The organism is Chloroflexota bacterium, from assembly GCA_026710945.1.
Lineage (GTDB): Bacteria > Chloroflexota > UBA11872 > VXOZ01 > VXOZ01 > VXOZ01.
In genome coordinates, this window is sequence record JAPOQA010000060.1 from 1 (window position 1) to 25969 (window position 25969).

General features: G+C 58.7%; 27 protein-coding genes. 18 read left to right on the forward strand and 9 right to left on the reverse strand.

The genetic code is table 11. The features are described 5' to 3' along the window. Together OXE05_12430 and OXE05_12435 are read right to left on the reverse strand one after the other, a co-directional pair. On the reverse strand, nucleotides 1-1419 hold a 1419-nt coding region (locus OXE05_12430; GenBank protein ID MCY4438126.1), incomplete at its 3' end, for a hypothetical protein. After that, nucleotides 1395-1634 (reverse strand): hypothetical protein, encoded by a 240-nt coding sequence (locus tag OXE05_12435; GenBank protein ID MCY4438127.1) that lies wholly within the window; start codon nucleotides 1632-1634, stop codon nucleotides 1395-1397. The genes OXE05_12435 and OXE05_12430, both read right to left, overlap by 25 nt. 344 nt (nucleotides 1635-1978) lie before the next feature. Here OXE05_12435 and OXE05_12440 point away from each other — a divergent pair, with 344 nt between their 5' ends. Beyond that, entirely contained in the window at nucleotides 1979-3052 is a 1074-nt protein-coding gene (locus OXE05_12440) for a hypothetical protein (protein ID MCY4438128.1), read from the forward strand. A gap of 60 nt (nucleotides 3053-3112) precedes the next feature. Here the strand turns inward: OXE05_12440 and OXE05_12445 are convergent, their stop codons facing one another. The 5 genes from OXE05_12445 to OXE05_12465 all read right to left on the reverse strand — a co-directional run bounded on the left by OXE05_12445 (nucleotide 3113) and on the right by OXE05_12465 (nucleotide 6264). Next, nucleotides 3113-3544, reverse strand: a complete 432-nt coding sequence (locus OXE05_12445; GenBank protein ID MCY4438129.1) for a hypothetical protein — start codon at nucleotides 3542-3544, stop codon at nucleotides 3113-3115. Next, nucleotides 3541-3870 (reverse strand): hypothetical protein, encoded by a 330-nt coding sequence (locus tag OXE05_12450; GenBank protein MCY4438130.1) that lies wholly within the window; start codon nucleotides 3868-3870, stop codon nucleotides 3541-3543. Before OXE05_12450 ends, OXE05_12445 begins: the two co-directional genes overlap by 4 nt. A gap of 184 nt (nucleotides 3871-4054) precedes the next feature. After that, nucleotides 4055-4618: a hypothetical protein gene (locus tag OXE05_12455; protein MCY4438131.1), complete on the reverse strand. Its 564-nt coding sequence runs from the start codon at nucleotides 4616-4618 to the stop codon at nucleotides 4055-4057. Nucleotides 4619-4761: 143 nt separating this feature from the next. After that, a complete protein-coding gene (locus OXE05_12460) occupies nucleotides 4762-5709 on the reverse strand; it encodes a hypothetical protein (protein ID MCY4438132.1) in 948 nt (315 codons plus the stop codon). A gap of 339 nt (nucleotides 5710-6048) precedes the next feature. After that, entirely contained in the window at nucleotides 6049-6264 is a 216-nt protein-coding gene (locus OXE05_12465) for a hypothetical protein (GenBank protein MCY4438133.1), read from the reverse strand. 273 nt (nucleotides 6265-6537) lie between these two features. On the opposite strand from OXE05_12465, the gene OXE05_12470 reads away from it, so the two are divergent. Beyond that, a complete protein-coding gene (locus tag OXE05_12470; GenBank protein ID MCY4438134.1) occupies nucleotides 6538-7872 on the forward strand; it encodes a HEPN domain-containing protein in 1335 nt (444 codons plus the stop codon). Between the two features lie 43 nt (nucleotides 7873-7915). Here the strand turns inward: OXE05_12470 and OXE05_12475 are convergent, their stop codons facing one another. Continuing rightward, the gene (locus tag OXE05_12475; protein ID MCY4438135.1) at nucleotides 7916-8302 is read right to left on the reverse strand and encodes a type II toxin-antitoxin system VapC family toxin; all 387 of its coding nucleotides are present in this window, start codon (nucleotides 8300-8302) and stop codon (nucleotides 7916-7918) included. A 2-nt stretch (nucleotides 8303-8304) separates the two neighbouring features. Beyond that, entirely contained in the window at nucleotides 8305-8541 is a 237-nt protein-coding gene (locus OXE05_12480; GenBank protein ID MCY4438136.1) for a type II toxin-antitoxin system prevent-host-death family antitoxin, read from the reverse strand. 460 nt (nucleotides 8542-9001) lie between these two features. On the opposite strand from OXE05_12480, the gene OXE05_12485 reads away from it, so the two are divergent. The 16 genes from OXE05_12485 (at nucleotide 9002) to OXE05_12560 (ending at nucleotide 25897) form a co-directional block, all read left to right on the forward strand. Beyond that, the gene (locus OXE05_12485) at nucleotides 9002-9967 is read left to right on the forward strand and encodes a CBASS oligonucleotide cyclase (GenBank protein MCY4438137.1); all 966 of its coding nucleotides are present in this window, start codon (nucleotides 9002-9004) and stop codon (nucleotides 9965-9967) included. A gap of 8 nt (nucleotides 9968-9975) precedes the next feature. Further along, a complete protein-coding gene (locus OXE05_12490; protein MCY4438138.1) occupies nucleotides 9976-10488 on the forward strand; it encodes a hypothetical protein in 513 nt (170 codons plus the stop codon). Then, on the forward strand, nucleotides 10485-11423 hold the full coding sequence (locus tag OXE05_12495) for an AAA family ATPase (GenBank protein MCY4438139.1): 939 nt from the start codon (nucleotides 10485-10487) through the stop codon (nucleotides 11421-11423). The genes OXE05_12490 and OXE05_12495 overlap by 4 nt, the downstream gene beginning before the upstream one ends. Then, on the forward strand, nucleotides 11420-12145 hold the full coding sequence (locus tag OXE05_12500) for a hypothetical protein (GenBank protein MCY4438140.1): 726 nt from the start codon (nucleotides 11420-11422) through the stop codon (nucleotides 12143-12145). Before OXE05_12495 ends, OXE05_12500 begins: the two co-directional genes overlap by 4 nt. Nucleotides 12146-12161: 16 nt before the next feature. Next, complete coding sequence (locus tag OXE05_12505) at nucleotides 12162-14003, forward strand: N-6 DNA methylase (GenBank protein MCY4438141.1); 1842 nt, start codon at nucleotides 12162-12164, stop codon at nucleotides 14001-14003. After that, on the forward strand, nucleotides 14000-14254 hold the full coding sequence (locus OXE05_12510) for a hypothetical protein (GenBank protein MCY4438142.1): 255 nt from the start codon (nucleotides 14000-14002) through the stop codon (nucleotides 14252-14254). Before OXE05_12505 ends, OXE05_12510 begins: the two co-directional genes overlap by 4 nt. Before the next feature lie 17 nt (nucleotides 14255-14271). Then, complete coding sequence (locus OXE05_12515) at nucleotides 14272-15555, forward strand: restriction endonuclease subunit S (GenBank protein MCY4438143.1); 1284 nt, start codon at nucleotides 14272-14274, stop codon at nucleotides 15553-15555. A 1-nt stretch (nucleotide 15556) separates the two neighbouring features. Next, complete coding sequence (locus OXE05_12520; GenBank protein ID MCY4438144.1) at nucleotides 15557-16732, forward strand: toll/interleukin-1 receptor domain-containing protein; 1176 nt, start codon at nucleotides 15557-15559, stop codon at nucleotides 16730-16732. Nucleotides 16733-16734: 2 nt separating this feature from the next. Then, nucleotides 16735-17586 carry a hypothetical protein gene (locus OXE05_12525; protein ID MCY4438145.1) on the forward strand — a complete coding sequence of 284 codons (852 nt, stop codon included), beginning with the start codon at nucleotides 16735-16737 and terminating at the stop codon, nucleotides 17584-17586. Further along, nucleotides 17573-18178 carry a TIR domain-containing protein gene (locus OXE05_12530; protein MCY4438146.1) on the forward strand — a complete coding sequence of 202 codons (606 nt, stop codon included), beginning with the start codon at nucleotides 17573-17575 and terminating at the stop codon, nucleotides 18176-18178. Before OXE05_12525 ends, OXE05_12530 begins: the two co-directional genes overlap by 14 nt. Nucleotides 18179-18265: 87 nt before the next feature. Beyond that, on the forward strand, nucleotides 18266-19678 hold the full coding sequence (locus tag OXE05_12535) for a putative DNA binding domain-containing protein (GenBank protein MCY4438147.1): 1413 nt from the start codon (nucleotides 18266-18268) through the stop codon (nucleotides 19676-19678). A gap of 42 nt (nucleotides 19679-19720) precedes the next feature. Then, on the forward strand, nucleotides 19721-22714 hold the full coding sequence (locus OXE05_12540; GenBank protein ID MCY4438148.1) for an HsdR family type I site-specific deoxyribonuclease: 2994 nt from the start codon (nucleotides 19721-19723) through the stop codon (nucleotides 22712-22714). Continuing rightward, on the forward strand, nucleotides 22701-23000 hold the full coding sequence (locus OXE05_12545) for a M48 family metallopeptidase (protein ID MCY4438149.1): 300 nt from the start codon (nucleotides 22701-22703) through the stop codon (nucleotides 22998-23000). Before OXE05_12540 ends, OXE05_12545 begins: the two co-directional genes overlap by 14 nt. A 473-nt stretch (nucleotides 23001-23473) precedes the next feature. After that, nucleotides 23474-23698, forward strand: coding sequence for a hypothetical protein (locus OXE05_12550; GenBank protein MCY4438150.1), 225 nt, complete (start codon nucleotides 23474-23476; stop codon nucleotides 23696-23698). Nucleotides 23699-23714: 16 nt separating this feature from the next. Further along, a complete protein-coding gene (locus tag OXE05_12555) occupies nucleotides 23715-24776 on the forward strand; it encodes a DUF4238 domain-containing protein (protein MCY4438151.1) in 1062 nt (353 codons plus the stop codon). Nucleotides 24777-25009: 233 nt separating this feature from the next. Then, nucleotides 25010-25897: a tyrosine-type recombinase/integrase gene (locus OXE05_12560; GenBank protein ID MCY4438152.1), complete on the forward strand. Its 888-nt coding sequence runs from the start codon at nucleotides 25010-25012 to the stop codon at nucleotides 25895-25897. Nucleotides 25898-25969 lie beyond the last annotated feature (72 nt).

Here is a 25969-nt window from a genome sequence, read left to right on the forward strand (position 1 = left end):
AACGACCTGTGTCCTACTTGCAGTCGCCCCACCTCCCCCAGTGCAACGGAACTGGTCTAAGTACGCCTCGCGATCATCGTAGAATTGCTCTCTTGCTCCTAGCGTGATGTAACGGATAGCAGGTTCTGCGGCCCAGGCTGCTGTCGTTGCATGCACGATGCTTGCCTGCAACCTGCCCGGAGATGCCTGCTCAACCGCTACGACCTTCTCCTGTACTTCTTCCGGCCACGCGCACGGGCCACTATCCAACCACTGTTTCGCGGCTTCTCCGTAAGCCCGCGGGTCAATCAAATACCCATGCATGAACTGCTCCACGCTTGGGTACGCGCCGGCGGGATAGTTGTCCCATGTGTATATGAGGTAGATCGTCCGGGAATTGCCAATCCTCGGCGCCAACCTCTCTGTCCAGTTAATGACAGCAGGGTGAGAAGCATGTACGCCCATCATCTTAGCAATACTTGCTATTGCGACGACTTCCGGGTGTTCGAAGTAGAATTCCACCACTTCCAAAGTCGATTCCCCCAGTGGCAGCGGCTCCAATGGCGCTGGTGTGGACATCGTCGTAGGAACCGGCGTGGGCGTTGCCCCGGGCTTTTGAGTCGCCGTAGCAACCGGTGTCGGCACGGGTGTTGGCGTCGGTGCAGCTGGTGTCCGAATTACTGCTCGCCCGCCGACCCCAGCGCAGCGGAAGCGATCCAGGTACGCATCGGGATCCACAAAGTAATCCGATTTTGCTTTTATTGTAATGGCCTCCATAGCTGGTTCTGCCATCCACTGTGCATGCAAAACGCTAATGATCGTTGCTTCCAACCAGCCTGGGGACTCCCGCTCCAGAGCTACGACCTGCGCTTGCACTTCCTCCGGCCACGTGCATGGACCGCTATCCAACCAGTCTCTCGCCGCCTGCGCATAAGCCATTGGGTTGCGTATATAACCATCCATGAACTGCTCGATGTCGGGGTACGTCCCAATGGGGTAGTGAGCCCACGTGTACATCTGATAGACCATAGGGGAGGCGGCGATTCTCCACTCCAATTCGTTCACCCACATGTTAAGCCTGGGGTCTTCTGGAGCCGTGTCAAACATTTTGGCTAATACCACTATCGCGACGACTTCAGGGAGTTCATAGAAGAATTCTACTGCTTCCAAAGTGGATTCCCCCAACGGCAGCGGCGCAGCGGGCACTGGTGTGGGAATCGTGGTGGGAACCGGCGTAGGTACTGCCCTGGACACTTGAGTCGCATTGGCAAGTAGTGTCGGCGTGGGAGACGTAGCCGGCGCTGTCGGCTCTGCGGTCGGCGTCTGCCTTGCCACTGCCTTGGCGGGCGGCGTTGCCGATTCGCTCGCGGGGTCGGCACCGCACGCTGTCCCAAGTACCGCGAGCAGCGCCGCGATCAGCGCGAGGCGGAGGTATACCACCGCGACCGCCCTCCATGCCCTAGTCCCGCCAGTGGCTTGCGCACGATGGCGCCCGCTTGGCGCAAGCCGTCTTCCAATCCATTGTCGATATATTTCTTGCCGGCGTGAATCTCTATCACCTTGCCCCGCACGTTGCCCACTCTACGCAACAACGCATCGACGAATTCCTGTGACAGTTGACGCCGTTCATGTGCTGAATAGTAAGCTATATCCATGTCGTACCATTCAATTGGACGATCTGGATCAACTAGCCCGTACTTCGGACTAAGGATAAACCAGAGCGCGCCTTTCTCCTCAACGTACCACCGGGCCTTTTTGAAAGAAGGCGAGCAGTAATGATCTTTGGCGGGACCACGATGCTTGTGCTGCTTCTTGGCGCAGGAAACCAGGATAATGTCGGGTGTTCTGTTAATGTCTATTTCCTTTCAAGTGCGCCCTAATCTATAGGTCATGTTAATAGTATGAAACCACGAAACAGTGCTCTAGTATACATTCCGGTGCTTGTCTATGCTAATATACGGTATCCAATTCAGTGCAGCGGAGGAGGCAGACTTTTCCCATGCAGGTGCAAATTACGGCGCCGATACATGGCGCGGTGCTCAACCGTCACGACGGGCGGCAGGGTGACGACGGCTTGCACATCACGGTGCAGGGCGTGGTGAGCGAGGCCGATACGGTGACGGTGAACGGCGTGCGGGCCAGGATTGTCGGCGCGACCTTCACGGTGGCATACACCCTGGACGCCCACGAGACGGTGCTCACGGCGGTAGCGGAACGCGGCGGCGAAACGCTCTCCCACGCGGTCACGGTGCTCTGGGACCGCAACTCGTTCCCGCGCTACCGCTTTTCGCTGGATGACGACATCTACTTCCTGCGCGACATTGCCTTTGAGCGGCCAAAGTCGCTCTTCGACAACTTCTACCTGGGCTTCATGCGCGACCTGCGCGACAAGTACGGCGCCAAGACCCACATCAACATCTACTACGCCTGCGAGGACTTCGACCTGCGCCAGATGCCGGATACGTACAAGTCGGAGTGGCGCGATAACGCCGACTGGCTGCAGCTTTCCTTCCACGCCCGCGCCGACCAGCCGCGGGATCCGTATAAAGAAGCGTCGGCGGAGAAGCTGCTCACGGACTTCCGACAGGTGCGCGACGAGACGCTGCGCTTCGCGGGCGAGGAGAGCTGGTCGCACTTCACCACGATCCACTGGGGCGAGGGCACCCGCCTGGGCTGCCGCGCGCTGCGCCAGGAGGGCATCTGGGGCCTGGCCGGCTATTTCATTCCCGCACCGGACCTGCGCGTCAACTACTATCTGGACGCCGCCACCACCGCGTATCTCAATTCCCACGACTACTGGATGGACTACAGCGAGGATATTCTGTTCGTGACCCACGATCAGGTCATCAACTCCATCAAGACGCCGGAAGCCGTGGTGGCGCATTTGGAGACCGTGGCGCAAGATCCCCACCGCAGCGAGATTATGGAATTGATGGTCCACGAGCAGTACTTCCGCAATCACCTGCCACACTTCCAGCCCAACGTGCCGGAAAAAACCGAGGCGGCCATCCGCTGGGCGACCGATCACGGTTACACGTCGGTACTCTACAATGAGGGCTTCCTGGGGGCGTAGCCAGCCGCCGCGCAGTTCGGTTGGAGAATTCGCAGGGGTGTATTGGGACTTCTTGAATTTCTACTTCTTGGGACCACAGACGCGAAGGGGCACGATATATCGTGCCCCTACCCAGCGGAGTTGAGAAGATTCGCCCTCACCCCGACCCTCTCCCTTGACGGGAGAGGGAATAATCTCCTTTCCACACGGGTTTTGCAATGGTCTCCAGAGGGAGAGGGAGTCTCTTTGTCTGCAGGCGTGTGTAGCGCATGGGTCTGACTGGGGGCGAATGTCTGCCGACACGTCCGCTCTCGTGGTCAGCAGCGTTTCGAGCATGCCCAGCGCGGCCTGTGCCGTCATATAGTCGTCGCTGGCGAGCAAGCCGCTGTCCGGTTGCTGGCGCTCCCATGCGCCCTGCAGGGCTTCCAGTGCCTTGCGGTAGGCAACGGCGAGCGAGTCTGGCACGACATGCTCTACCGTTGCATCAATCTGTTGCCCGTTTTCCTCGGTCATAGCACCGTCCTTTTAGTGTACTGCGCGGTCAAATCGGTAAATGCGGCGGCGATCGCGACATCGTTATCCCCATCAACGTCGCCGGTGACGCCCACAGACGACGTGTGCTGCTCCTGGTGCCTAGGCTTTCTGGCCGTGTTTTGGCTGGCGCTGCGACGCTTCAACGGTGCTTCTGCAGGGTCCACGCCGTCGGGCAAGCGCATAATGGACACCGTGATTTCTCGATTGGCGAGTGCTTGCCCCGCGAGCTGAGCGGCTTCGCGCCCCCCTTTGTCCCCGTCCCCGGCCACAAACGGATGCGCCGGTAGTGCTCGATGCCCTGCCACGTAGCACACTGCCGCATGTCTGCGGTGCCGCAGACGATGGCAACGGTCCCACCTTCGTAGCCCGAATGCGCAAGCCGTCCGCCAGGCCCTCGCACAGGTGGAGAACGTCGCCATCGCCTATCAGGAGCACATGCCCCGATGCGATGCCGTAGGTACGCTTGGATAAGCCTTCGTCGGCCTCTGGTCAATCCAGCGCCGGCTTGCCCTCAGCATCGATGCTGACAAGCTGCACGGCGGCCGGGGCAGGTGTTCTGGGGTAGATCGCTTGCCACACAGCGAGTGGCGCGAGCTTGAATAGAATCGCACCCGCACCTTCATGCAGGCCGCGAAACCAAGGCGCGCTTGCCGGCAGCCACGCCAAGCCTGGCGGGAACGGTGCGTCCGGCTGCCACAGATCGCGTAGCGCGGCCCAGCGCCGCACCGGATGCGCTTGGTCGGCGGGGATCTGTTCCCAGCCCTCACAGACTTCCGCCAGCCGTACTGTAGCACGCTTGGAATCACTTGCCCGGGTATCTGTACGCGCAGGTACCGACGAATCCGGATAGGAATGTCCTTCAGGCGGCTTGCGCAGCCGTGAGGGAGATCTGTGTGCCGTGTATGGGCTACTGGGGTCTGACAGGTAGCCGTGTTCCTGTAGCCAGGCGATTGCGCCGGCTTTATCGGTGTTCGCCTCGCGCTGTATCAAGTCCAGCACACCGCCGCCCTCCCCAGCCTCAAAGTCGTGCCAGGTTCCCCGGTCGACATGCACGACAAGACTACCCTTGCGCCCCCAGCGCAGCTCGCGCCTGCCGCTGTAGGTGCGGGTTAGGCTCGCCCAGCAGCTCGCGGGCCACCGGTTCGGCAATGGACGCCCAGTCTATGTCCTTCACTTGGTCCTCCCGCGTGTGCAGGTCATGGTCCGAATTGTCGGGACCGGAACGGATTGTCGCCCTGCCAAAGCGGCACGCTGGCGACGTCTCCTCCGTCCGGCAAATACATAATTGAAACAAACGTGTAGTTATTCGCAAAGCGCTGTTCCGCTCGCCACGCTGCCTCTCGGCTGGCTTCGTTCCAGGTTGGCCATAGACACACGGGTCGAAAGCAGTCTATGTAGCCCCACGTGTGACACTGCGCCAACCCAGTCGTGTCACCTGTTACCACCACGGACTCGCCTTCATAGCGTCGCAGCTTTAAGCCGGAGGCCAGGCCCTCGCACACATGGAGTGTGGTGCTGGTTGTGTTCAAGAGGGCAAAGCATGTGCCTGCGGTCGTACCATAGAACTCCAGTTGGCCCAAGATAGGTGTACCTGCGGCGTTGATGCCCATTAGCTGCAAGGCTTGCGGTCGCGGCGCGTGAGGATACGTCGCCTGCCAGGCAGCGAGCGGCGCAAGAAAAACCAAAATCGTGCCTGCACCTGTCTGCTCGCGAAATACACGGGTGCTTGCCGGTATCCATGCAATACCAGGCGGGAAAGGTATGTCTGGCTGCCACAGGTCGCGCAGCGCAGCCCAACGTCGGACCGGATGTGAGGCATCTTCAGGGACGGTTTCCATTCCTACCATCACCCCCAAAGGCGGAGAAACCCAGGGATACGCCCGGGCAAGATTGTTGTTAAACGGACCAGGGTGCCAAACAAGGTGTTCTGCGGGTGCTCTTTGTGTGAGGGTACAATCCAATTCTGCGGCTTTGCGTGCGTCCTTCTGCGTGAAGAGAGCGCTGGGAGCTAGCAGTCCCTGTTTCCCCAGCCAGGCCCACGCGCCGGGGCGGCCCGTGCGTTTCTCACGGGCAATGAGGTCGAGGAAGTCGCCACCTTCATCGGTTTCGTAGTCATACCAAATGCCGGTGCCGACGTGGAGCACGAGAAAGCTTCCCTAGCGCCACCAGCACATCTCACCCAGGGAGTATTGCGTCGGCTCGTCCAGCAGTTCGGGCGCTACCATCTTGGCGACGGCGGACCAGTTCGCGTTTTTCACGGACACACTCCACACATACAGGTCGCTTGGGATTGTCTATCCTTCGCCACGTCAAAGATCGTGTGTCTACCTCAGGCAAGACACGACGTCGCACGTCGGGATGCGGACGAACTCCATACGTCGTGCCGGCGCACATCGTTGCAGCAGGCAAACCAATTTCTTACCACCCCCAGGCCTGGGTACAGCGGCCCCGGCCTACGCAGTGAGTGCGGTTTGAAATAGCGGCTAGACGGCGTTTGCCGCACGGCGGTCGCGCTCCTGCTCTTTCTGAGCTTTACGTTCCGACGCCTCTAGCGCGTCGCGCACCACTTGGCGTAGCCAGTCCGAGTCGCGAAGTCCGGCGCGTATCGCCGCTTCTGTGATGCGCTCTTTAACACTAGGTATTTCGTAGAACGAAACCTGCTTGGAGCGGCGGCGCTCGCCGAGCGTTTTCATGCCCATGCAACACCTCCTTGTTGTAGCTACAATTGTCGCTATGCTACCACAGCAATATGGTGGATAACAGTCAAACAATGCTTATTCGTGCCTTGGCGCCTTTCTTGTGCGGGCATGATAATGAGGGCCCCAATGTAGTTTCATAAAAAGGCTGAGGTTGGCGAAGTTGGGTGAGGCGCCTTTGATCTCGATGTCGGTGCGGCGATTTGCACAACATAATGCTCCTGGCCTTCTGCATGAAGTGCTTACTGACGAAGACAGGAGAATGGAGTATGGACAATGGAATTGAATTGCAAAGATAGCATAGTTGAGTTTCTGGAACGCTTGGCCAGATCCGGCTCCAAGGCGCTTAAGAAAGGGGAACCGCAGTTTGTTCCTGAGTCGCTTTTTGTTTGTCTTGGTATGGACGAGGACCTGTGTTCTGAGTTTTGGCGGGTCCTGCACAAATTAAGAAACGAGCTGGTTCCTAGGCATGCCGAAGACAATGATCTACTTAACGCGTTTTGGGACGAACTAGTCTGTGAGATCGATACTGACCCTGGAATGTATCTGGATAGTCCTCAAACCTTGACTGGTCTTGTCAATAGATTTGGTGACTGCTGGAAGAAGCCTCTCCTTGAATTTGAAGTGATGTATTCTATCGACAATATGGATGTGGGGGCGAAGCCGGTTACAGTTCTTGGAGTGGAGTTCTTCACTGCGACCAAGGAGGCTTTGGCAGAAGACATTTGGGGTTCAGAAAGAGTCGAGGAATGGATTGAGAACGAGATGGCTCTGGCTGCTGTGAAAGTCGAAGCTGCCTCAAGTTCGACAGCTTATTGGGTGGGAACGACGCAAGTGGACAATGCGCTCGCTGTGATGCGAGTGTCAGCTCTGGCCGGGCGTCCAGCGGTTGTTTGGCTTGTCGATGAACTAGTGCAATGGGGTCGTTCTGGTCATTCTCTAGTGATGTCGCTCAGCGTGGAAGAGCCATCACTCGAATGGCACTGGCACCGACCATATAGCGCGGTAGTTGATGATCTGAGCGATGCCATAGGTAAGGGCTTTGAACAGCTGAGAGCAAGGCTTTTCTGCGATCTTCCGAACGATATTCGCGGCAGGATTCTTAGAGCCGTCTATTGGATATCACGTAGCACTGCACATGAGGAACCTGCCCATAAATTAGTTGATCTGTGCACAGCATTAGAGGTTCTTCTTGTCCCTGATGGGCAGGAACAGTCAAGCAAAGGGAGCCTCATTACCCTGCGATATTTTCTGTTGACAAGCACTCAGGAAACCATAATAAAGCATCTATATGACCGTCGAAATGACGTGGTCCATGAGGGGGCGTTGTCAGTAGTCAGTGCTACTGACGTATGGAGACTAAGGCTGGTTTGTTATGTGACCATTAGTTGCATTGCTGGTCGTTCAGCTAACTCCCCCGAAATGCTAACTCTTCGGGATTTAATCGACGAGCTTGAGACGAAAGAGAGTCTCGAGAGGTTCATCGGACTTGTAGACAGAAAAGTGCTTACGGCTCCTTTGTCAAACAAAATTGCCCGCGCGGCAAAAAGCAGACTAAAGAAGATGACGACACAGAGCAATGGCAACCAACAGACGTCAGATAGTGGTTAACTCCGACGACGCCTGTCTGCTCGATATGCTGCTGGCGGCGCGGTTACCAGAGGCGGCGCACGCCGTAGCGGTCGAAGAGGGGTTCGTTGGAGATGAGAACGAGATCGCGCGCCAGCGCTTGGGCGATGAGCATGCGGTCGAACGGATCGCGGTGGTGGCCCGGCAGCGCGCCGGCTCGCGCGGCGTCAGCTACGGTGATCGGCAACTCCTCAAAGTCTTGGTCTGCGATCGCTCCGGCGATGTCAGGCACGATCTCATCGGCTCCCGAAAGTTTGCCAAGGCGGTGCTTGGTGGCGATCTCCCAGGCAGACGCCGCACTGACGAGTATGACGTTCGCTTCGTCGGCAATAGCGCGTCGGGCAGGTTGCGACAGCCGTTCGTCCGTCGTCATCCACCAGATGAACGCGTGGGTGTCAAGCAGCAGCCGCAATCTCAGCCTTCACCTTCCCAGGCGGCCAGTTCTTCCTCCGGCAACGGATCAAAGAAGCTGTCGTTGAGCTCTATCAAGCCCTTCCAGGCGCCGGGCTGCCGCTTACCACGCTTCTTGCAACACACGAGCCGGGCTACTGGTGTGCCATTGCGGGCGATGATGATCTCCTCGCCCGCCTCAACCTGTGCGAGCAGGCGCGACAAGTGAGTCTTTGCTTCATGGATGTTCACAACCGGCATGTAGGACTCCTTGGCTACGGAGTTTAGCTAAGTATATGACTAATCCAATACTCGTGTCAACCCGCACATTCACTCGCAAGCGGTTGCGCGCCGCGCATCCGGGCATCAGGCTCAGCCATGACCAGCCCTAAAATGACTGAAACAGGCATGGTTCAGTCCCCGATGGTTCACTACGCTTGACAAACTCAAGAACTTTCACCTTGACCCTGGTGCTGGACCTGTAGGCTGTGAGCGCAGCCACCGGATGGCCCTCTTCTGGAACGGGGCTGTGCTTTATCGTTGACTCCTTAGTCGGCTTATTGCTATACTCTATAGCAGACATAGCATATATGCAGCCCAATCCCTCCCGTCTGAAGAGCGGGGCGATTGGCGACTTCTATGTACTGGGGATCTCTAGAAGAGCCGCGCATACGGCCATCCAGCGCTTCATAGATTGCGGAGACCGTGCAAGGTAAGGATCATGACACGACAACACGTTGACCATGGCGATATCGCGAGGTTCGCCCAGGACAGGGTGAACCTGCCAAGAGACAAGGCAAGTGAGTATCGTGCCCAGGCTCGCCGCCTCCGGGAGAAGCTCGACGGATACCTGAGCGAGAATCCCGACTTCACTCTCAAGAAGATGCTGTTGTCGGGTAGCCTTGCGAAAGGGACAGCACTGCGCTCCCTGAACGATATCGACCTAGCATGTTACATCAGCGGGGCTGACACTCCCAACGATGTGGCCGAATTGCTTGAATACCTAGCCGAGCGTCTCCGAAAAGCCTTCCCGAACTTCAGCCCGGACCAGGTACATCCCCAGACCTACAGCGTCACCGTCTCATTCCGAGGCACAGGGCTCGATGTTGACGTGGTCCCCATCCTCTACGATGGGGATCCGCAATGGTACGGAAGGCTTGTCAGCCAAGACGACGGCTCGTTCCTAGAGACCAGCATCCCGCTTCACCTCGAATTCATAGACAAGCGCAAGAAGGCGCAGGAACAGCATTTCGCGCAGGTCGTACGCTTGGTGAAGTTCTGGGCAGGTAGGCTGAAAGATGAGTCGCCTGGCTTTCGATTCAAGTCCTTCATGATAGAGATGATCCTTTCACACCTTTGTGACAAGGGGCTCGACCTTTCCGACTACCCTGAGGCGCTTCAGCACTTCTTCACGTACGTTGCCCGCACCGATATGCGAGAGAAGGTGTTCTTCACTGACTACTACCAATTATCAGCGGTTGGACAATTCTCCGGTCCGGTGCAGATCATCGACCCTGTAAACGAGAAGAACAACGTTGCCGCTCTGTACACCGACGCGGAGGCTGACGCGATAGTAGAGACCGCCCTTGACGCGGGCGATGCAATAGACGCGGCGCTTGCCGCACCGACCAAGCAAGAGACTGTCTACTACTGGCGAAGGGTGTTTGGCTCTTCGTTTCAAGTCTGAGGAGGAGAATGACTTACAGCTACTCGGTCACTGAAGCGTTCACTCGCACCCATGCTAAGCACATGGCGGCGAAGGTCGCCACCGACCTCAAGCGAATGCAGAGGTTCTACGGCGAGCCGTCTGACGACCGGATTACCGCCTATGAGGCGGAGGCCATAGAGTTCCTCAAGGAAGGATTCCTAGGCTCTGTTACTTATGGCTTCCGCCGCAATGGCATCTTGATCGCGCCGACTTTGCGTTACACGGCCCGGGACCTCGCCGGTGCATCCACCGTTGACGATGACCCTGGACGAATTCGCCCCGGTGAGGATATCAGCGGAGCGTCCTTCTACAGCTACTTGATGTCCAGTCCTGCATGGGACCGACTGACAGAGCAGGAGAAAGAGGCATTCAGCAGCTGTCTTCCCTTCCAGAGGACTGGTGCGCCGGAACCTGGAATCAACGGCTCCTGGAGCGGAGACCTGATTTACTCCGCAGGAGGCCGTGCACTTGACCGTGCCAGCTTGAGGAGCTATAGGTGACAACGCAGTCGACCACCGACGACCTGTTTGACAGCCCCATCACCTACCCAGACGTCGGAGCGCGAGAGCGTCTGTACCGCCTCGTTGGGGTGGACGACCACAAGACCCGCTTGGCTAAGATGCTCGGACTGCTCATCAACCCATCAGGTCTCAATGCCTGGGTGAGCAAGCACCATCCCGAAGCCAGCGGAGTGCTCGACACGGTATTGAGAAGGCCGCCTCTCGTCGTGCTGGCTGGCGACGTTGGATCTGGGAAATCTGAGCTCGCGGAGACCATCGGCGATGATGTGGCCCGTCGGGAGGGCGTGAGCATCGTACTTTTCCCGATGAGTCTCTCCACACGTGGACAAGGACGCGTTGGCGAGATGACCCAGTTACTGTCCGCTGCCTTCGACCACACTCTGAGGGAAGCTCGAAGGTTCAAGGATGTCAACGGGGCCTCACGAGGAGCTGTCGTTCTCCTGGTAGACGAAGCCGATGCTATCGCCCAATCACGTGAGGCGGCACAGATGCATCATGAAGACCGGGCCGGTGTGAATGCCTTTATCCGTGGGGTAGACCGCCTTGCCAACAGCAAGCTTCCGGCTGCCGTGATCATGTGCACAAACCGGCTCGGTGCTTTGGATCCGGCAGTACAGCGCCGTGCAGCAGACATCCTCACATTCACTCGACCAGACAGGGGGCAACGCTCGGCCATACTAGCGCCGCACTTACACCAGTTGGGGTTTTCGCAGACGCAGCTCGCAGCTGTGGTCGATGCCACCGGGCCACACCAGCATGGGGACTACGGCTTTACATTCTCAGATCTCACCCAGAGGCTTCTACCCGCAATTGTGCTCGATGCGTATCCCGACGGCCCAGTAAACGCGGACAGTGCTCTGAAGATCACCCAAGCAATGACTCCTACAGCGCCCTTCCGGGATGGTGCATCGTGAGCGAGTGGTCGCTGGAACAGCTCCTCGCTGGACTGCATGACGACATCCAGCGACGCCTGGAGACCGCTCGGCGGAGTTTCGCGCACCCTGGCACCAAGGGAGATGCCAGCGAGAACGTGTGGCTGGACCTTCTCAGCACGTATCTGCCTCAGCGCTACCAAGCCGCCAAGGCTCATGTGGTGGATAGCAGAGGAGTATTCAGCGACCAGATTGACGTGGTCGTATACGACCGTCAGTACTCACCCTTCATCTTCCGGTACGAAGAGCAGACCATCATCCCTGCTGAAAGTGTGTACGCAGTGTTCGAGGCCAAGCAGACGCTCAATGCGGCGCATGTAGAGTACGCACGCGAGAAGGTGGCTAGCGTGCGCCGACTTCACCGGACCAGCCTGCCCATTCCCCATGCAGGAGGAACCTATCTACCCAAGGCACTCATTCCCATATGTGGTGGTCTGTTGACTCTTGAGAGCGATTGGAAGCCAGCCCTTGGCGAGCCTTTGCTCACAGCGCTTGGCGACGGCATGGGCGATGATCATCTGGACCTCGGTTGTGTTGCCGCCCATGGGTACTTCAGGTTTGACGAAGGCAGCGAGGCATACGAGAAGCACTCAGGCGGCAAGCCTGCGACCGCTTTCCTGCTCACGCTAATCTCGCAGCTTCAGTTTAGCGGCACAGTGCCAATGATCGATGTCCATGCGTACGCCCAGTGGCTCTCTAACTGACTAGGAAACACCGTTTATGGCAGATACAGCAGACCAACACAATATCCCCCCAACTCTTCAATCCATCCGCGCGAGGCTGGATCTGACGCAGGAGCAGCTTGCCGAGAGGCTTGGTGTGTCGTTCGCTACCGTGAACCGGTGGGAGGGCGGCGTGACCATGCCACAGAAGGCGGGGCGGGCGGCTATCGCCGCACTCGCTGCCGAGGCGGGCGTCGACTCCACCGAGCCGGTGGTGGACGAGGTGGAGGCTGCGACCCGCGTGACCCGACGGCGGTCGCGTCGCCAGAAGGATGCTGTTCCCACCACCAAGCCCATGGAGCAGATGCTGTGGGACGCCGCCTGCTCGATCCGAGGCGCAAAGGACGCGGCCAAGTTCAAGGATTACCTGCTGCCGCTCCTTTTCCTCAAGCGCCTTTCGGATGTGTTCGACGACGAGATCGACCGGCTGGCCGAACAGTACGGGAGCCGGACATTCGCGCAGGAGGTCATAGAAGGAGACCACAAAGCGGTGCGCTTCTACCTGCCGCCCGAGGCCCGGTGGAGCGTGGTCAACGGTCGAGAGGCCCACGACTGGCCCCTCGACGCCGGGGGCCGCAGCACCCGCCCCCGCGACGTCGGCGAGCACCTGACCAGGGCCGTCCGCGCCGTCGTGCGCTACAATCCCACGCTCTCCGGCGTCATAGACCTCGTGGACTTTGCCTCCGAGCGCAACGGCGAGCGCGACCTGAATCCGGCCCGGCTCGCCGACGTGGTCGAGACCTTCTCCGACCCCCGCTACCGCCTGGGCCTCGCCGACGTGCAGCCCGACTTCCTGGGCCGCGCCTACGAGTACCTGCTTCGCAAGTTCGCCGAAGGTTCCGGTCAGAGGGCGGGCGAGTTTTTCACCCCCACCGAGGTCGGCTTTCTCATGGCCCACATCATGCGCCCCCGGCCCGGCGAGACCTGCCATGACTATGCCTGCGGCTCGGCGGGACTGCTCATCAAGCTCCAGTTGGTCGCCCGGGAGACCGACCCCACCAGCCGCGTTCCCCTCAAGCTATATGGTCAGGAGTTGCAGGCCGACAGCTACGCCGTCGCCCACATGAACGCCATCATCCATGGCATGGAGGTACAGATAGAGCGCGGCGACACCATGATCAACCCCAAGTTCAAGGACGCCGCGGGCCGCATCACCGGCCACGACATCGTGGTCGCCAATCCGATGTGGAACCAGGACTTCACCCCGGCCATCTTCGCGAACGACCCGTTCGACCGCTTCCGTACCGCCGGAGGCGTCACCACCGGCAAGGGCGACTGGGCATGGCTCCAGCACACACTGTCCTGCCTGAACGAGCGCGGGCGGGCGGCCGTGGTGCTGGACACCGGCGCGGTGACGCGCGGCTCCGGCAGCAAGAACGAGGACCGGGAGCGCAACATCCGCAAGTGGTTCGTGGAGCGCGACCTGATCGACGGCGTGATCCTGCTGCCGGACAACCTCTTCTACAACACGAACGCCGCCGGCATCATCGTGGTGCTCGCCAAGCGCAAGCCGGAGGCGCGCAAAGACAAGATCGTGCTCGTCAACGCCGGCCGACGCGTGGGCAAGGGCCGACCCAAGAACTACATCCCGGAGGGGGATATCCGTCCCATAGCGGCTGCTTTCTTGAAAGGCGAGGCTGTGGATGGCGAGGTGGCCGTCATCACCCGCGAGCAGGCGGCAGAGGCCGACTACAACCTCAGCCCCAGCCGCTGGGTGGGACAGACCGACGCCGTAGCTCAGCGCCCGATTGCGGAGATCATCGCTGAGATGCGGCTCCTCGATGAAGAAGCCCGTGAGGTCGATGCGACGCTGGCGAGAATGCTGGAGCGCCTGCAATGAACGAAGCGTGGACGTGGCGTCCCTTAGGCGAGGTGACGATCCGAGGATCGAACTGGAATCCTCGCGCTGATCCACGGCCTGTAATTCGTTACGTGGACGTGTCAGCGGTTTCACGCGATAAACTCAGAGTAGTCTTCGATGTGGAGCCGCTGCTGGGCGTGACGGCGCTGGAATCCGTCGGGATAGAGGTTGACCCAATGAATCAACAGTTGAAAAGGCTGCCCGCTGTGCGGCTCAAGGGGCTCTCTTAAATGATTGAGGACATTCAGTGGTCTCGGAGAACTGGACAATAAAGTCTTTTGCCGAGATAGCCCGCTATTCGGCAGGACGGACACCTGCCCGCGCCACACCAGAGTACTGGATGGCAGCGGACGATAGTGTCCCATGGGTTGCAATTTCCGATATGACTGAGTTCGGCTTAGTCTCGCAGACAAAGGAACGCATCTCAGGAACAGCGTTTGACGAGATATTCGGAAACAAGGCAGTTCCAGCCGGCACCTTGCTGATGAGTTTCAAGCTAACGATAGGACGAATAGCCACGCTTGGGGTAGATGCCTGCCACAACGAAGCCATCATTGCCATCTACCCTCACGAGGGAGTAAACCAGAGTTATTTGGGCTACTTTCTCTCACAGGTGGATTACGACGCCCTACAAGATAGGCAAGTCAAAGGGAACACTCTCAATCGCAACAAGATTGACCGTATTCAAGTCTTGCTGCCACCGCAAAGTGAGCAGGTTAGAATCGCTGAGTTCCTGGACCACGTTCGACGTTCCATCGACTTGCAGGACCAGAGTCTTGCCACGGCCCAGGCCCTCAAACGTGCCGCCATGCACACCCTCTTCACCCGCGGCCTGCGCGGCGAGCCGCAGAAGGAAACCGAGATCGGGCCGGTGCCGGAGAGTTGGGAGCCTGTTGCCGTCAACTCCGTCGCCGTTGTGAAGGGCGGGAAGCGAATGCCCAAGGGGGTTGCGCTAACCAGCGAGAACACAGGCCAGCCCTACATTCGTGTAACGGATTTCAGGGACCATAGAGTAGATGCTGGCCAAGTGCTATTTGTACCGGATGGTTACAAGTCCGTGATTGCTCGATATACCATATCCAGTAGGGATGTCTACATATCGATTGCCGGTACTATTGGGCTGGTAGGCCAGATTTCCGAGAGCCTAGATGGTGCTAACTTGACCGAAAACGCTGCCAAAGTCTCCGTAACAGATGAGCGGGTTACGCCACGCTTCTTGATGTATGCGCTTGCTTCGGATACATGCCAAACACAGATCGCGCAGTCTACAGCTACGAATGCCCAGCCGAAGCTAGCACTGGTACGGATAGAACAACTGCAGTTGCCAATACCTCCCAAATTGGACGAGCAGCGCGAGGTCGTTGCCATCCTAGATGCTATCGATCACAAGATAGATCTTCACCGCCGGAAGCGCGCCATGCTGGAGGAGCTGTTCAAGGCTCTGCTGCACAAGCTGATGACGGGGGGAATCAGGGCCGCCGATCTTGATTTATCGGCTATGGTGGAGTCGACGGATTTTTCACAGGAGTAATGTGATCATAGGAACCAACTCGCAACCTCCCTTTATGCTCTATGTCGTCTGGCATCCGAATTACGCTCTCGGTGAGAAGGTCGCAGGGCTGTTTCACGACCACTACGGCGCTCACCGGTATAGAAACGTGGCCGGTGGGGCCAGTGTGCGCGTTATTTTTCGGAATGCTGCTGCGCCCGGCTCTCAGACTCCCCTGCCAATTGACTGGGATAGCACCGGCACAACTGCGGTAGTTGTTTTGATTGATCACTCGCTTACAAATGATCCCGCATGGGTTCAGTATGTTCATGACCTTGCGGGAGAAGCCGCCGATAGAGGCCTTAACACCCGCGTGTTTCCGGTTGAGATGGAAGCGGGTGCGCTTGAAATAGGACTTGAGGAGCAAGCGCTGCGCTGGGACCATTGGGCAGGCACCAATGAAGAACGAGAACAGCGGCTCCTCAGAGATCTCACGCACGAGTTCAATAGGATGCTGAGACATCACTTAGTTCGGCTTCAGCATCCCGATGCCAAAGAGAGCCTTGAACGCTACTTGAAGAAAGTCAACGTCTTCCTCAGTCATTCTAAACACGATGACTACGGAGAGCGGATTGCAGGCAAGATTCGAGATTGGCTCCACAACAACAGCGCGTTGTCGAGCTTCTTGGACATTTATGACATTCCAGCAGGCACGCCATTTTCGTCGGTTATTGACCATTCCATACAAGACGGAGTGATTATAGTAATCTACACCGACTCCTACTCGTCGCGCGAGTGGTGCCGCCGTGAAGTGATAACAACAAAACGGGCGAACACGCCCATGCTGGTAGTTGACTGCCTGCAAACGGTTGACGAGCGAGCGTTCCCCTACTTGGGAAACGTGCCGTTTATTCGGATGGATACCATTTGCATGGATCGAATTGACCAAGTAGTGGGACTCTTACTCGATGAAGTATTCAAGGACTTTCTATGGCGATGCAGTGTCGAGCGCCTGCGCAAGCGTTACCCACAGATCCTGTTCATAGCGCGTTCGCCAGAGTTGATGTCACTGGTCAACCTGCCGGCCCGCGCCGACGAAACTGACCAGTATATCGTCTATCCTGATCCGCCTTTGGGTCAAGCGGAGGCACAGTTGTTCGCTGATATTGCCCACGACGTACATGTGCAAAGTCTGAGACAGTGGTTAGCGGAGGAGTGAAAATGGCAACAAAGGAATCCCAGAAGCTCAAGGTCATTGCTATCTCAACGTCAGAGAGTCCCGACATGGCGGTGTTTGGGTTAAGTGATGGACACTTGCGAGATGCCACGGCAGAGATCGCTACGTACCTCCTTGCCTTTGGCGCGGACTTGGCATACGGTGGCGACCTGCGCCAACATGGCTTTACGGAACTGCTTTTCGATTTGGTTCTGCGCTACCGCCGAGATGGCGACGGGATCAGGAAGCCTAGGGTAACTAGCTATCTGGCGTGGCCCGTTCATATTCTAATGACGGTCGTTAAGCTGAGTGAAATCGAAGAGGAACTCCAAGGGACCGCCCTCCTTGCTCTCATCGACAGAGATGGCAAGCGATTGACACTGCAAGAGCGTAAAGTGCTTCCTTGCCATGAGCCCGATGATGAAGAGTGGGCAGAGGGCCTAACAACGATGCGCAGGATCATGCACGATGAAACAGATGCGCGCATCCTACTCGGCGGGCGTGTGGAAAGCTATAAGGGGAATATGCCCGGCATTGCGGAAGAAGCCCTGCTGTCTTTAGATTCTGGTCAACCGATCTTCCTGATCGGCGGCTTCGGCGGTTGCACAAGAGACATTGCGGAGACACTCGGCCTCGTCGATGCTTGGGCCGGCTCCCGTCCGGCCTGGCCTGGCCGTCAGCGTTTCGAATGCTACGGACCGGACAATCTCCACAACGGTCTTTCTGCCAAAGAGAACCGTGTACTTGCACACACGCCGCACATCGATCAAGCCGTGACTCTGGTTATGCAAGGGCTTCATCGGCTGCGTAGAGGCGCACACAATGGCTCTTGTGAGAGAGGGGATGGACGTGCATAAAGTGTTTATCAGTTATCACCATGATAATGACCAGTGGTACAAAGAGGAATTGGTAAGATCTGGGGAGCAAAACCGAATCTTCATGAATGAGTCGGTCGATATCGGCGATATCCCTGACCACCTTAGCGATCAACAGATTCGCAAGATTATCAGGGATGAACGTCTGAGACTATCCACGGTCACCATTGTCCTAGTTGGAACTGAAACAAGACGCAGGAAGCACGTGGACTGGGAAATCTATTCAAGTATGTACGATGGGGCTGTTAACAAGAAATCGGGGATTTTGGTTATTATGCTGCCACCGACAGACTATGGTTCCCTTCACGTGTCACATGGACTGCCCGAGAAGGCCTTGTATCCGGACATAACGTCATGGACATCAATCCACTCAAGAGCTGAATACGAACGTCGATATCCCTACATGCCGGACAGGCTCATTGATAATTTAGTTAAGCCGGAGGCAAAGATATCTGTCACGTCATGGAACAGAATCAATCCCACGAGTCTGAGGTTTCTGGTTGAAGCAGCGTTTCAGAATCGGAACCACTGCGAGTATGACTTGAGCCGATCTATGAGACGAGTCAACTCGTGACGTCGCGTCACTACTTGGCCTCTAACTACCGAGCCGATTGTGACAGTACGGCGCATCAGTGACACGAATGAGAGACAGAATGCGCCTATGACTATCGACCGAATTGCAGCACTGGCTGCGTCTGGCGAGTCTGAGACTTTGGAATTTAAGACTTCCACAGGAACCCGTCGTGAGGCGGCTTGGACCGTGTGCGCCATGCTGAATCAGCGAGGTGGCTGCGTTTTGTTTGGAGTGACACCGGAAGGGAGAGTAGCGGGACAGCATGTGAGTGAGCGTACGATTGAAGAGGTCAGTGCGGAACTACAGAGGATAGATCCAGCCGCTTTCCCATCAGTCGAACGGCTTCCCGTGAACGGCGACCATGAGGTGATTGTTGTCGGTGTGGAAAAAGGGCCAGTAAGGCCATATGCCTACCGGGGCACGGCCTACCGCAGGGTCGGGAATACGACGGTTGCTATGTCGGCCGACGAGTACAACCGCATGTTAACCGAGCGCATGCATGGCGGACAGCGCTGGGAAAACCAGTCCCTCGCGGGGTGGTCGGTGGACGATCTGGACGAGGCTGAGATTCGACGGACGGTCGCTGAGGCGGTCCGGCGCGGACGGCTGGAGGAGCCTGTAGGTGGAGAACCAACCGACCTCCTGCGCGGACTCGGCCTTCTGCATGACGGCGTGCTGCTTCGGGCGGCGGCGGTGCTGTTCGGCAGCACGGAGCGGCTGGAGTTCGAGATGCCGCAGTGCCTGCTGCGCGTCGCCCGTTTCCGGGGGATCGACCGGATGGAATTCCTGGACAATCGCCAGTTCAACGGCAACGCCTTCACACTCCTGGCGAACGCGGAGCGCTTTCTGCGCGACACCCTGCCCATCGCCGGACGGTTCGAGCAGGACCGATTCGAGCGAATCGACGAGCCCCTATACCCGCCCCTGGCCACGCGAGAGGCGCTGGCCAATGCCCTGTGCCACCGCGACTACTCCATTGGAGGCAGTTCGGTTGGTATAGCGGTCTACGACGACCGCCTTGAGGTCACATCCTCCGGGTCGCTGCACTTCGGCTTGACGCCGGAGAAGCTGTTTGGACCGCATGAGTCGCGGCCGTGGAACCCGTTGATCGCCCGCACCTTCTACCGGCGCGGGATCATCGAGGAATGGGGCAGCGGGACGCTGAAGATGGCCGAGCTCACGAGCAGCGCCGGTCTTCCCGTCCCGGAGATCGAGGATGATGGCGGGGCCGTCACCGTGCGGTTCCGACATGGCCGATTCGTTCCAAGGCCTACAACCAGCGGCGTGAGCGGGCCTGAAGAACGACGGGAGACGATACTCGCCCTGCTGGAAGGCGTGGAGAACGGCTTGACGCGCCGCGAGATTCACGCCCGCGTGGGGTCCGGCATCAGCGAGCGTCAGGTGCGAACGACACTGGAGGAGTTGCGAGACAACGGCCTCGTCATGTCCACGGCTCGCGGCCCATTGACGCGATGGAGACGTGTGGTGGGTGCGGGATAGGGGCGCGATGGTGCGAGATAGGGGCGCGATAGGGGTCAGACCATGACCGAGTCGAAGATCACAGAAGCAGGCAGCGTCCAGTTTCCGATGGTTCGTCACGCGGCGGAGATCGGGTGGACGCCGCTGTCGCCATCGAATGCCCTCATCAAGCGAGGGGGCGAGGCCGGGCTGCTGTTTCGCGGCGTGTTGGAAGAGGCACTGCATCGCTTCAATTCCTGGATGACGGACGACGCCGTCCGGTCAGTGGTCGAGAACATCCAGGCGCTTCCGCCGACCATTGAAGGCAACCGGCGGATGCTGGCCTGGCTGCGGGGTGAGCGGCAGTGGTACGACGAAGCTGAACAGCGTCACCGGCAGGTCAGGCTTGTCGACTTCGATGACCCAGGCGCAAACGTCCTGCACGTGACCTGGGAGTGGCGGCTCAAGCCGCCGGCCCGCAAGGGCAACCGCGCCGACGTGATGTTCGTGGTCAACGGCGTGCCGGTCGCCATCGTCGAGCATAAGAACCCGACAGATGACGAGGCTATCGAACGTGGCATCAAGCAGTTGCGTCGCTACGAGATCGAGACCCCCGAGCTCATAGGCGCGGCCCAGCTATTCAACGTCACCCACCTGCTCGACTACTGGTACGGCGTCACCTGGAACCTGTCGCGCCGCTACATGGCGCGGTGGAAGGAGACGCAAGAAGAGAGCTACCGCTTCGCCGTCCAGTCCTTCTTCGAGCCGACGGACTTCCTGCGCACCCTACGCGACTGGATACTCTTCTATGTAGAGGACGGCGAGACGCGGAAGACCGTGCTGCGCCAGCACCAGCGCCGCGCCGTGGACCGCATCGTCGAACGCTGCGCCGAGACGGTGAGACACAGGGGCCTCGTCTGGCATACTCAGGGGGCAGGCAAGACCTTCACGCTGCTCACCGCCGCCCGCCTGGTCCTTGAGGCCAAGGAGGAGTTCCATAACCCCACGGTGGTCGTCGTGGTGGACCGAACGGAATTGGAGGGCCAGCTTGCAGGCTGGGTCGAGCGGCTGCTCGGCGAGATGCAACAGCAGGACATCGCCGTCTGGCACGCTGGCTCGAAGGAACAACTGCGGGAGTTACTGACTACCGATAGGAGAGGGCTGATCATCTCGATGATTCACAAGTTCGAGGGTATCGAAAAGGACGCCAATGCCCGCGACAACATCTACGTGTTCATCGACGAGGCCCACCGCTCCGTGGCCAGGGAGCTTGGCACGTACCTCATGGCCGCGCTGCCCAACTCGACCATCATCGGCTTCACCGGCACGCCCATCGCACGAACGGAGCACGGAGAGGGCACCTTCAAGATATTCGGGGCCGACGACGATGAGGGCTACCTCGACAAGTATTCGATTGCCGAGTCCATTGAGGACAAGACGACGCTGCCCATACGCCACATGATGGCGCCCAGCGAGATGACCGTGCCGGCGGCCCAGCTCGACCGGGAGTTCTTCGCCTTGGCCGAGATGGAAGGTGTCACCGACGTCGATGAGCTCAACCGCGTGCTTGACCGGGCCGTGGGCTTGCGCACCTTCCTCACTGCCGACGACCGCATCGAGAAGGTAGCGGCGTTTGTTGCTCAGCACTTTCGGGAGAACGTGCTGCCCCTTGGCTACAAAGCGTTCCTGGTAGCGGTCAACCGGGAGGCCTGCGCCAAGTACAAGCGGGCGCTGGACAAGCTGCTTCCATCGGAATGGACCGTGCCGGTGTATTCGGAAAACACCAATGACGTTGTGGAAAGGCCCCTCGTCGCCAAGCTCCAGCTTTCGGAAGAGCGGGAGAAGGACGTTCGCCTGATGTTCAAGAAGGCGAGCGAGGACCCGAAGCTGCTCATCGTCACCGATAAGCTGCTGACCGGCTTCGACGCGCCACTGTTGTACTGCATGTACCTGGACAAGCCGATGCGCGACCACGTCCTCTTGCAGGCGATTGCGCGGGTGAACCGGCCATATGTGGACGCGAAGAGCATCAGCAAGCGCATCGGTCTCGTCGTTGACTTCGTGGGCGTGCTGCGCGAGTTGAGGAAGGCGCTGCAGTTCGACTCATCCGACGTGAGCGGCGTCATCGAGGGCCTCGACCGGCTGATGCACGACTTCCACGACAAGATTGCCGAGGCGAAGGCAAGATACCTGGACAATGCGGATGGCGGCAAAGTAGCCGAGACGCGAGCAGCCTATGCCACCGCAGGAGGGGGCGCAGACGAGCGATTGGAGCAGGTGGTGTACACGCGCTTTCTCGATCCCGATGCTCGCAAGGGGTTTTTCTCGGCATACAAGGAGATCGAGGCGTTGTGGGAGATATTGTCGCCTGCGGCTGAGTTGTGGGACCATATTGACACCTTCAAGCGTCTCACCCATCTCTATGCCGTCGTTCGCAACGCCTACGCCGACCGCCCCGACTTTGTGGCAGATCTGGCGTACAAGACCCAGCGGCTGGTGGAAAAGTCGGCTGCGATGTACGGCCTGGGGAACCTGACCAAGTCCGTGACTTTCGACCTTCGCACCCTTGAGGCTCTGCGCAAGGAATCGGGGCCAGACGAGGCCAAGGTATTCAACCTGGTGCGCGGACTTCAGACGGAGGTAGAGAACGGGCCGGAACTGGAGTCCGTGCTACGGCCGCTCAAGGAACGCGCGGAGTCCGTGCTGAAGGGTCTTGAAGAGCGCACGACAACCGGACTCGCGGCGATGGACATATTGGAGGTCCTCGCCAAAGAGAAGGAGGCCGACGTCGCCGCCGCAAGGGACAGCACATTGCCACCACGGGCATTCGAGGTGTATTGGACGCTGAAGGAGAACGCCGCCCTCCAAGCGGCCGGTGTGTGCGCGAAGGAGTTCGCAGAGGAGGCCCAGGCGCTTGTGAACCGCTTTCCCAACGCCGCCGTCAACGCCGACGAGCATCGACGGCTGAGGACTTCGCTGTACAACCCCCTGCTGAAGGTGGAGAGCCATGAGCGAGGCCGAATTGTAGATCAGACCTTGGCGATACTACTGAGTGAAGGCAACGATGCCGAGGCGTGACGACAGACACAGCGACTTGCGGCAACGGGTGGAGTATTGGGCGGAGCGTCTCCACGTCCCTGCGCCGCATGTACGCGTCCGAGGCATGACCCGCAAGTGGGGTTCCTGCTCGACTGCCGGCACGATCACCCTGGCAACCGACTTGGGCAGTCAGGATGCCGAGTTTCAGGACTTCGTAATCGCGCACGAATTGCTACACCTACGGGTTCCGAACCACGGGAAGCTCTTCAAGGCGCTCATGACAGCGCACGTGCCCGACTGGAAAGAGCACGACATTGCGAAGTAAAGCGTGGCCTGTTGCTGCTTTTCAACATCCGCTGCATTTTTCTTCAACACCCAGGGGGCTTCCCTTGGCACTCTCCTGCTGGGGAGCCTCCTACTTCACATGAAGCGAAAGCACGATATGTCTCGAACTCCAGTAGAGAATTCAGTCGCCGTCAGCGTGGCGGATCAGGCTGCGCCGACCGAGGCGCAGCCCGTCTGAGAAGCAAACCCTCGATCTCTTTTCACTGTTTCAAAGGAGAGCAGTCAGTATCTAGCGTGACAATTGGTGTGAATGTGACAGAAGCACAGCCCACAGCCCCTGCATGACGGGACTCTGTAGAATAGCACCCGACCCTGGCGTCGGGTGAGGATTGAAACAAGGGACTCACGGAAGAAGGGCTTTGCCCTCGGGTAGCACTGACATGTGTCCTGCAAGCGCGCAGTAGCGCCACAGCCTTCGTTTTTGCACCGAGAAAAGCCTCCTATGCACCGTTTATGACCCTCCTTCTTGCGTTCCTTCTGCTGGAAATCTCCACTGTGTCCATGCCCGCCCGTAGCCATCAGAAATGCCAGTTTGTTCTCGGCTTCAAGGCCCTCCAGGACCTGATAGGCCATGAGATCGTCGGCGACTATCTGGGAAACGAACATTACAACGCCATTGGCGACAGTGTGCAGTGCACCACGGACGGGATGCTCGTGTGGTGCAAGGCTGACAACTAGACCACGGCCTGTTCCAATGACTGCTGACACGGGCAAGGGCGTCGAAACGCCGTACAGCGCCTCTCAGCGCGTCGTTTTTGCTCGCCACGGTCGAGATATGACTATAGCGACTCTTGTCACGCCGTTTAAGGCAGTTCTCAGTGTGTCGCGCTCTGTGGCGTACGAGGCACGGATCGCGACGCTGGAACGCCGTATTGCTGAACTGGAGCAACGGATATGCGAGTTGGAGAGGCATAGTAATATCGAGAGAGGAATTTGGAAACACGTGAGCAATCCGAAGCGTCAGCATTATATTCCGCAGATGTTGCTCAAGCACTTTGTGGATGACAAGAACCAGCTCTGGTTCTTTGAACAGGATACATCGAAAACGCGGGTAGAGAAACGGAATATCAAGAGTACCTTTCGTAAGAAGAATGTTTACACATTCACCAATCCAGACGGTAGTAGAGACTATTCCACAGAGAATTCTCTCTCCGAGCTTGAAAGTGCAGCCGACCCAGTTGTCTGTAAGATTGTTGAACATGCACGGGATGGTAAGCCGCCGAGTCTGACACTTGACGAGAGAGAGGTTTGGGACTGGTTCTTTGTGACACTCTCGAAGCGGTCGCCAGACGAGGCTGCGCAGCTAATATCAGGCCTCTTGGAGGACGAGGATATGCAACGGATGTACAGGAAACGTTGGGGAATGGCAGAAGCGGAATCTATTAATCGCGAAGCCATGGGAAAATTCTTGCAAAACGAAATATGGCCGCGCAGTTTCCAGGAAAAGTGGAACAAAGCTCTCTCCTCTCTTAGTGGAATGAAACTGTGGGTAACAGTTTCATCCAAAGGGCAAGACGGACTTATCGTTGGAAGCAATCCGGTCATAAGGGCTGGTGGTCACTTAAATGATCCAGGCACTGAGCTTATTTTGGCCCTCGCTCACGATGTAGCAGTGAGCTTCAACCATAAGCAGGGGGGAGTAGGTGAGTTGAGTGGCGAATATGTCCACTATTTCAACAGGGTCGTATTCAACCAGAGCACGAAAGTTGCTGGGCGTTCAAAGCAACAACTTGAGTCCTTGCGCCGCTTTGCCTAGGGCTGCGCGCCGCACTTTGGCCCTTAATTGTCGCTCCCATCTAAATGTGCGATAAATAGATACGTATCGTGCATTTAGTCATGCACAGACGGCCCTCGGCCGTAGGAGTACCCGCCACATGACCACCCCGATCGCTTCCCGCACGAACGCGCCCTTAACGACGTCGGCCGCTGTAGCATCGCTTCCGGAGTCGCAGGACGCGGAGCTCGCGCCGCTGGCGGCGCTGGACGCCGATGTCGCCCAAAGCCATCGAGGCGTCGCGCAGCCGCCATACACGCCGCGCGCTGGCCTCACGCTGGCGCGTGTTCACGGACTGGGCCCAGGCCCACGGTGTGCCGGTGTTGCCGGCAGCACCGGAGGACGTGGCACGCTACCTGACGGCGCTGGCGCAGCGAGGCGCGTCAGTGGCCACCATCCGCGCCTATGCATCTGCGATCGCTACGCGGCACCGCGATGCCGACCTGGACAACCCGTGCGCCCACCAAGGTGTGCGCCTGGCCATCAAGGGCCTGAGCCGCGCACACGCGCAGCCGCAGCGCCAGGCAACGCCGCTTGATGCGGCCGCGCTCGAAGCGATCCGCGAAACCGCTTATTTACCGCGTCCGGGCCGCGGCGGTGTGCTGGAGTCGGAAGCAACAGCGTTGGCGCGTGGCCTTGTCGATATTGCGCTCTGTACTCTCATGAGCGACGCAGGCCTGCGCCGCAGCGAAGCGGCCGCGCTGACCTGGGGCGACGTGGAGCGCTGGCCGGACGGCAGCGGCCGTGTTACGGTGCGCCGCTCCAAGACGGACCAGACCGCTGCCGGCGCAGTGGTAGGCGTGACCCGGATGACAATGCGTGCACTCGATGCCATCCGGCCAGACGATGTTGGTGCCGAAAATTCTATCTTCGGGCTATCGGGAGCGCAGATCAGCCGGCGCATTGCGCGCGCCGCGCTGCAGGCAGGCCTGCGGGGTGACTATACCGGCCACTCAGGCCGCGTCGGGCTGGCTGTGCGCATGGCGCAGAACGCCGTGCCCACGGATGCCACGATGCGCCAGGGGCGCTGGGCGAGTGCGGGTATGGTGACGCGCTACACGCGGCAGGTGAGCGCCGGTGAAGCGCTGCGCTGGCTAAAGTGACGGCAGGGGCCGCGACGTGGCTCCAGTTCCACAGAGAGTGCCGCAGAGGACAAGAGCCGGTGTTGCTGGCAA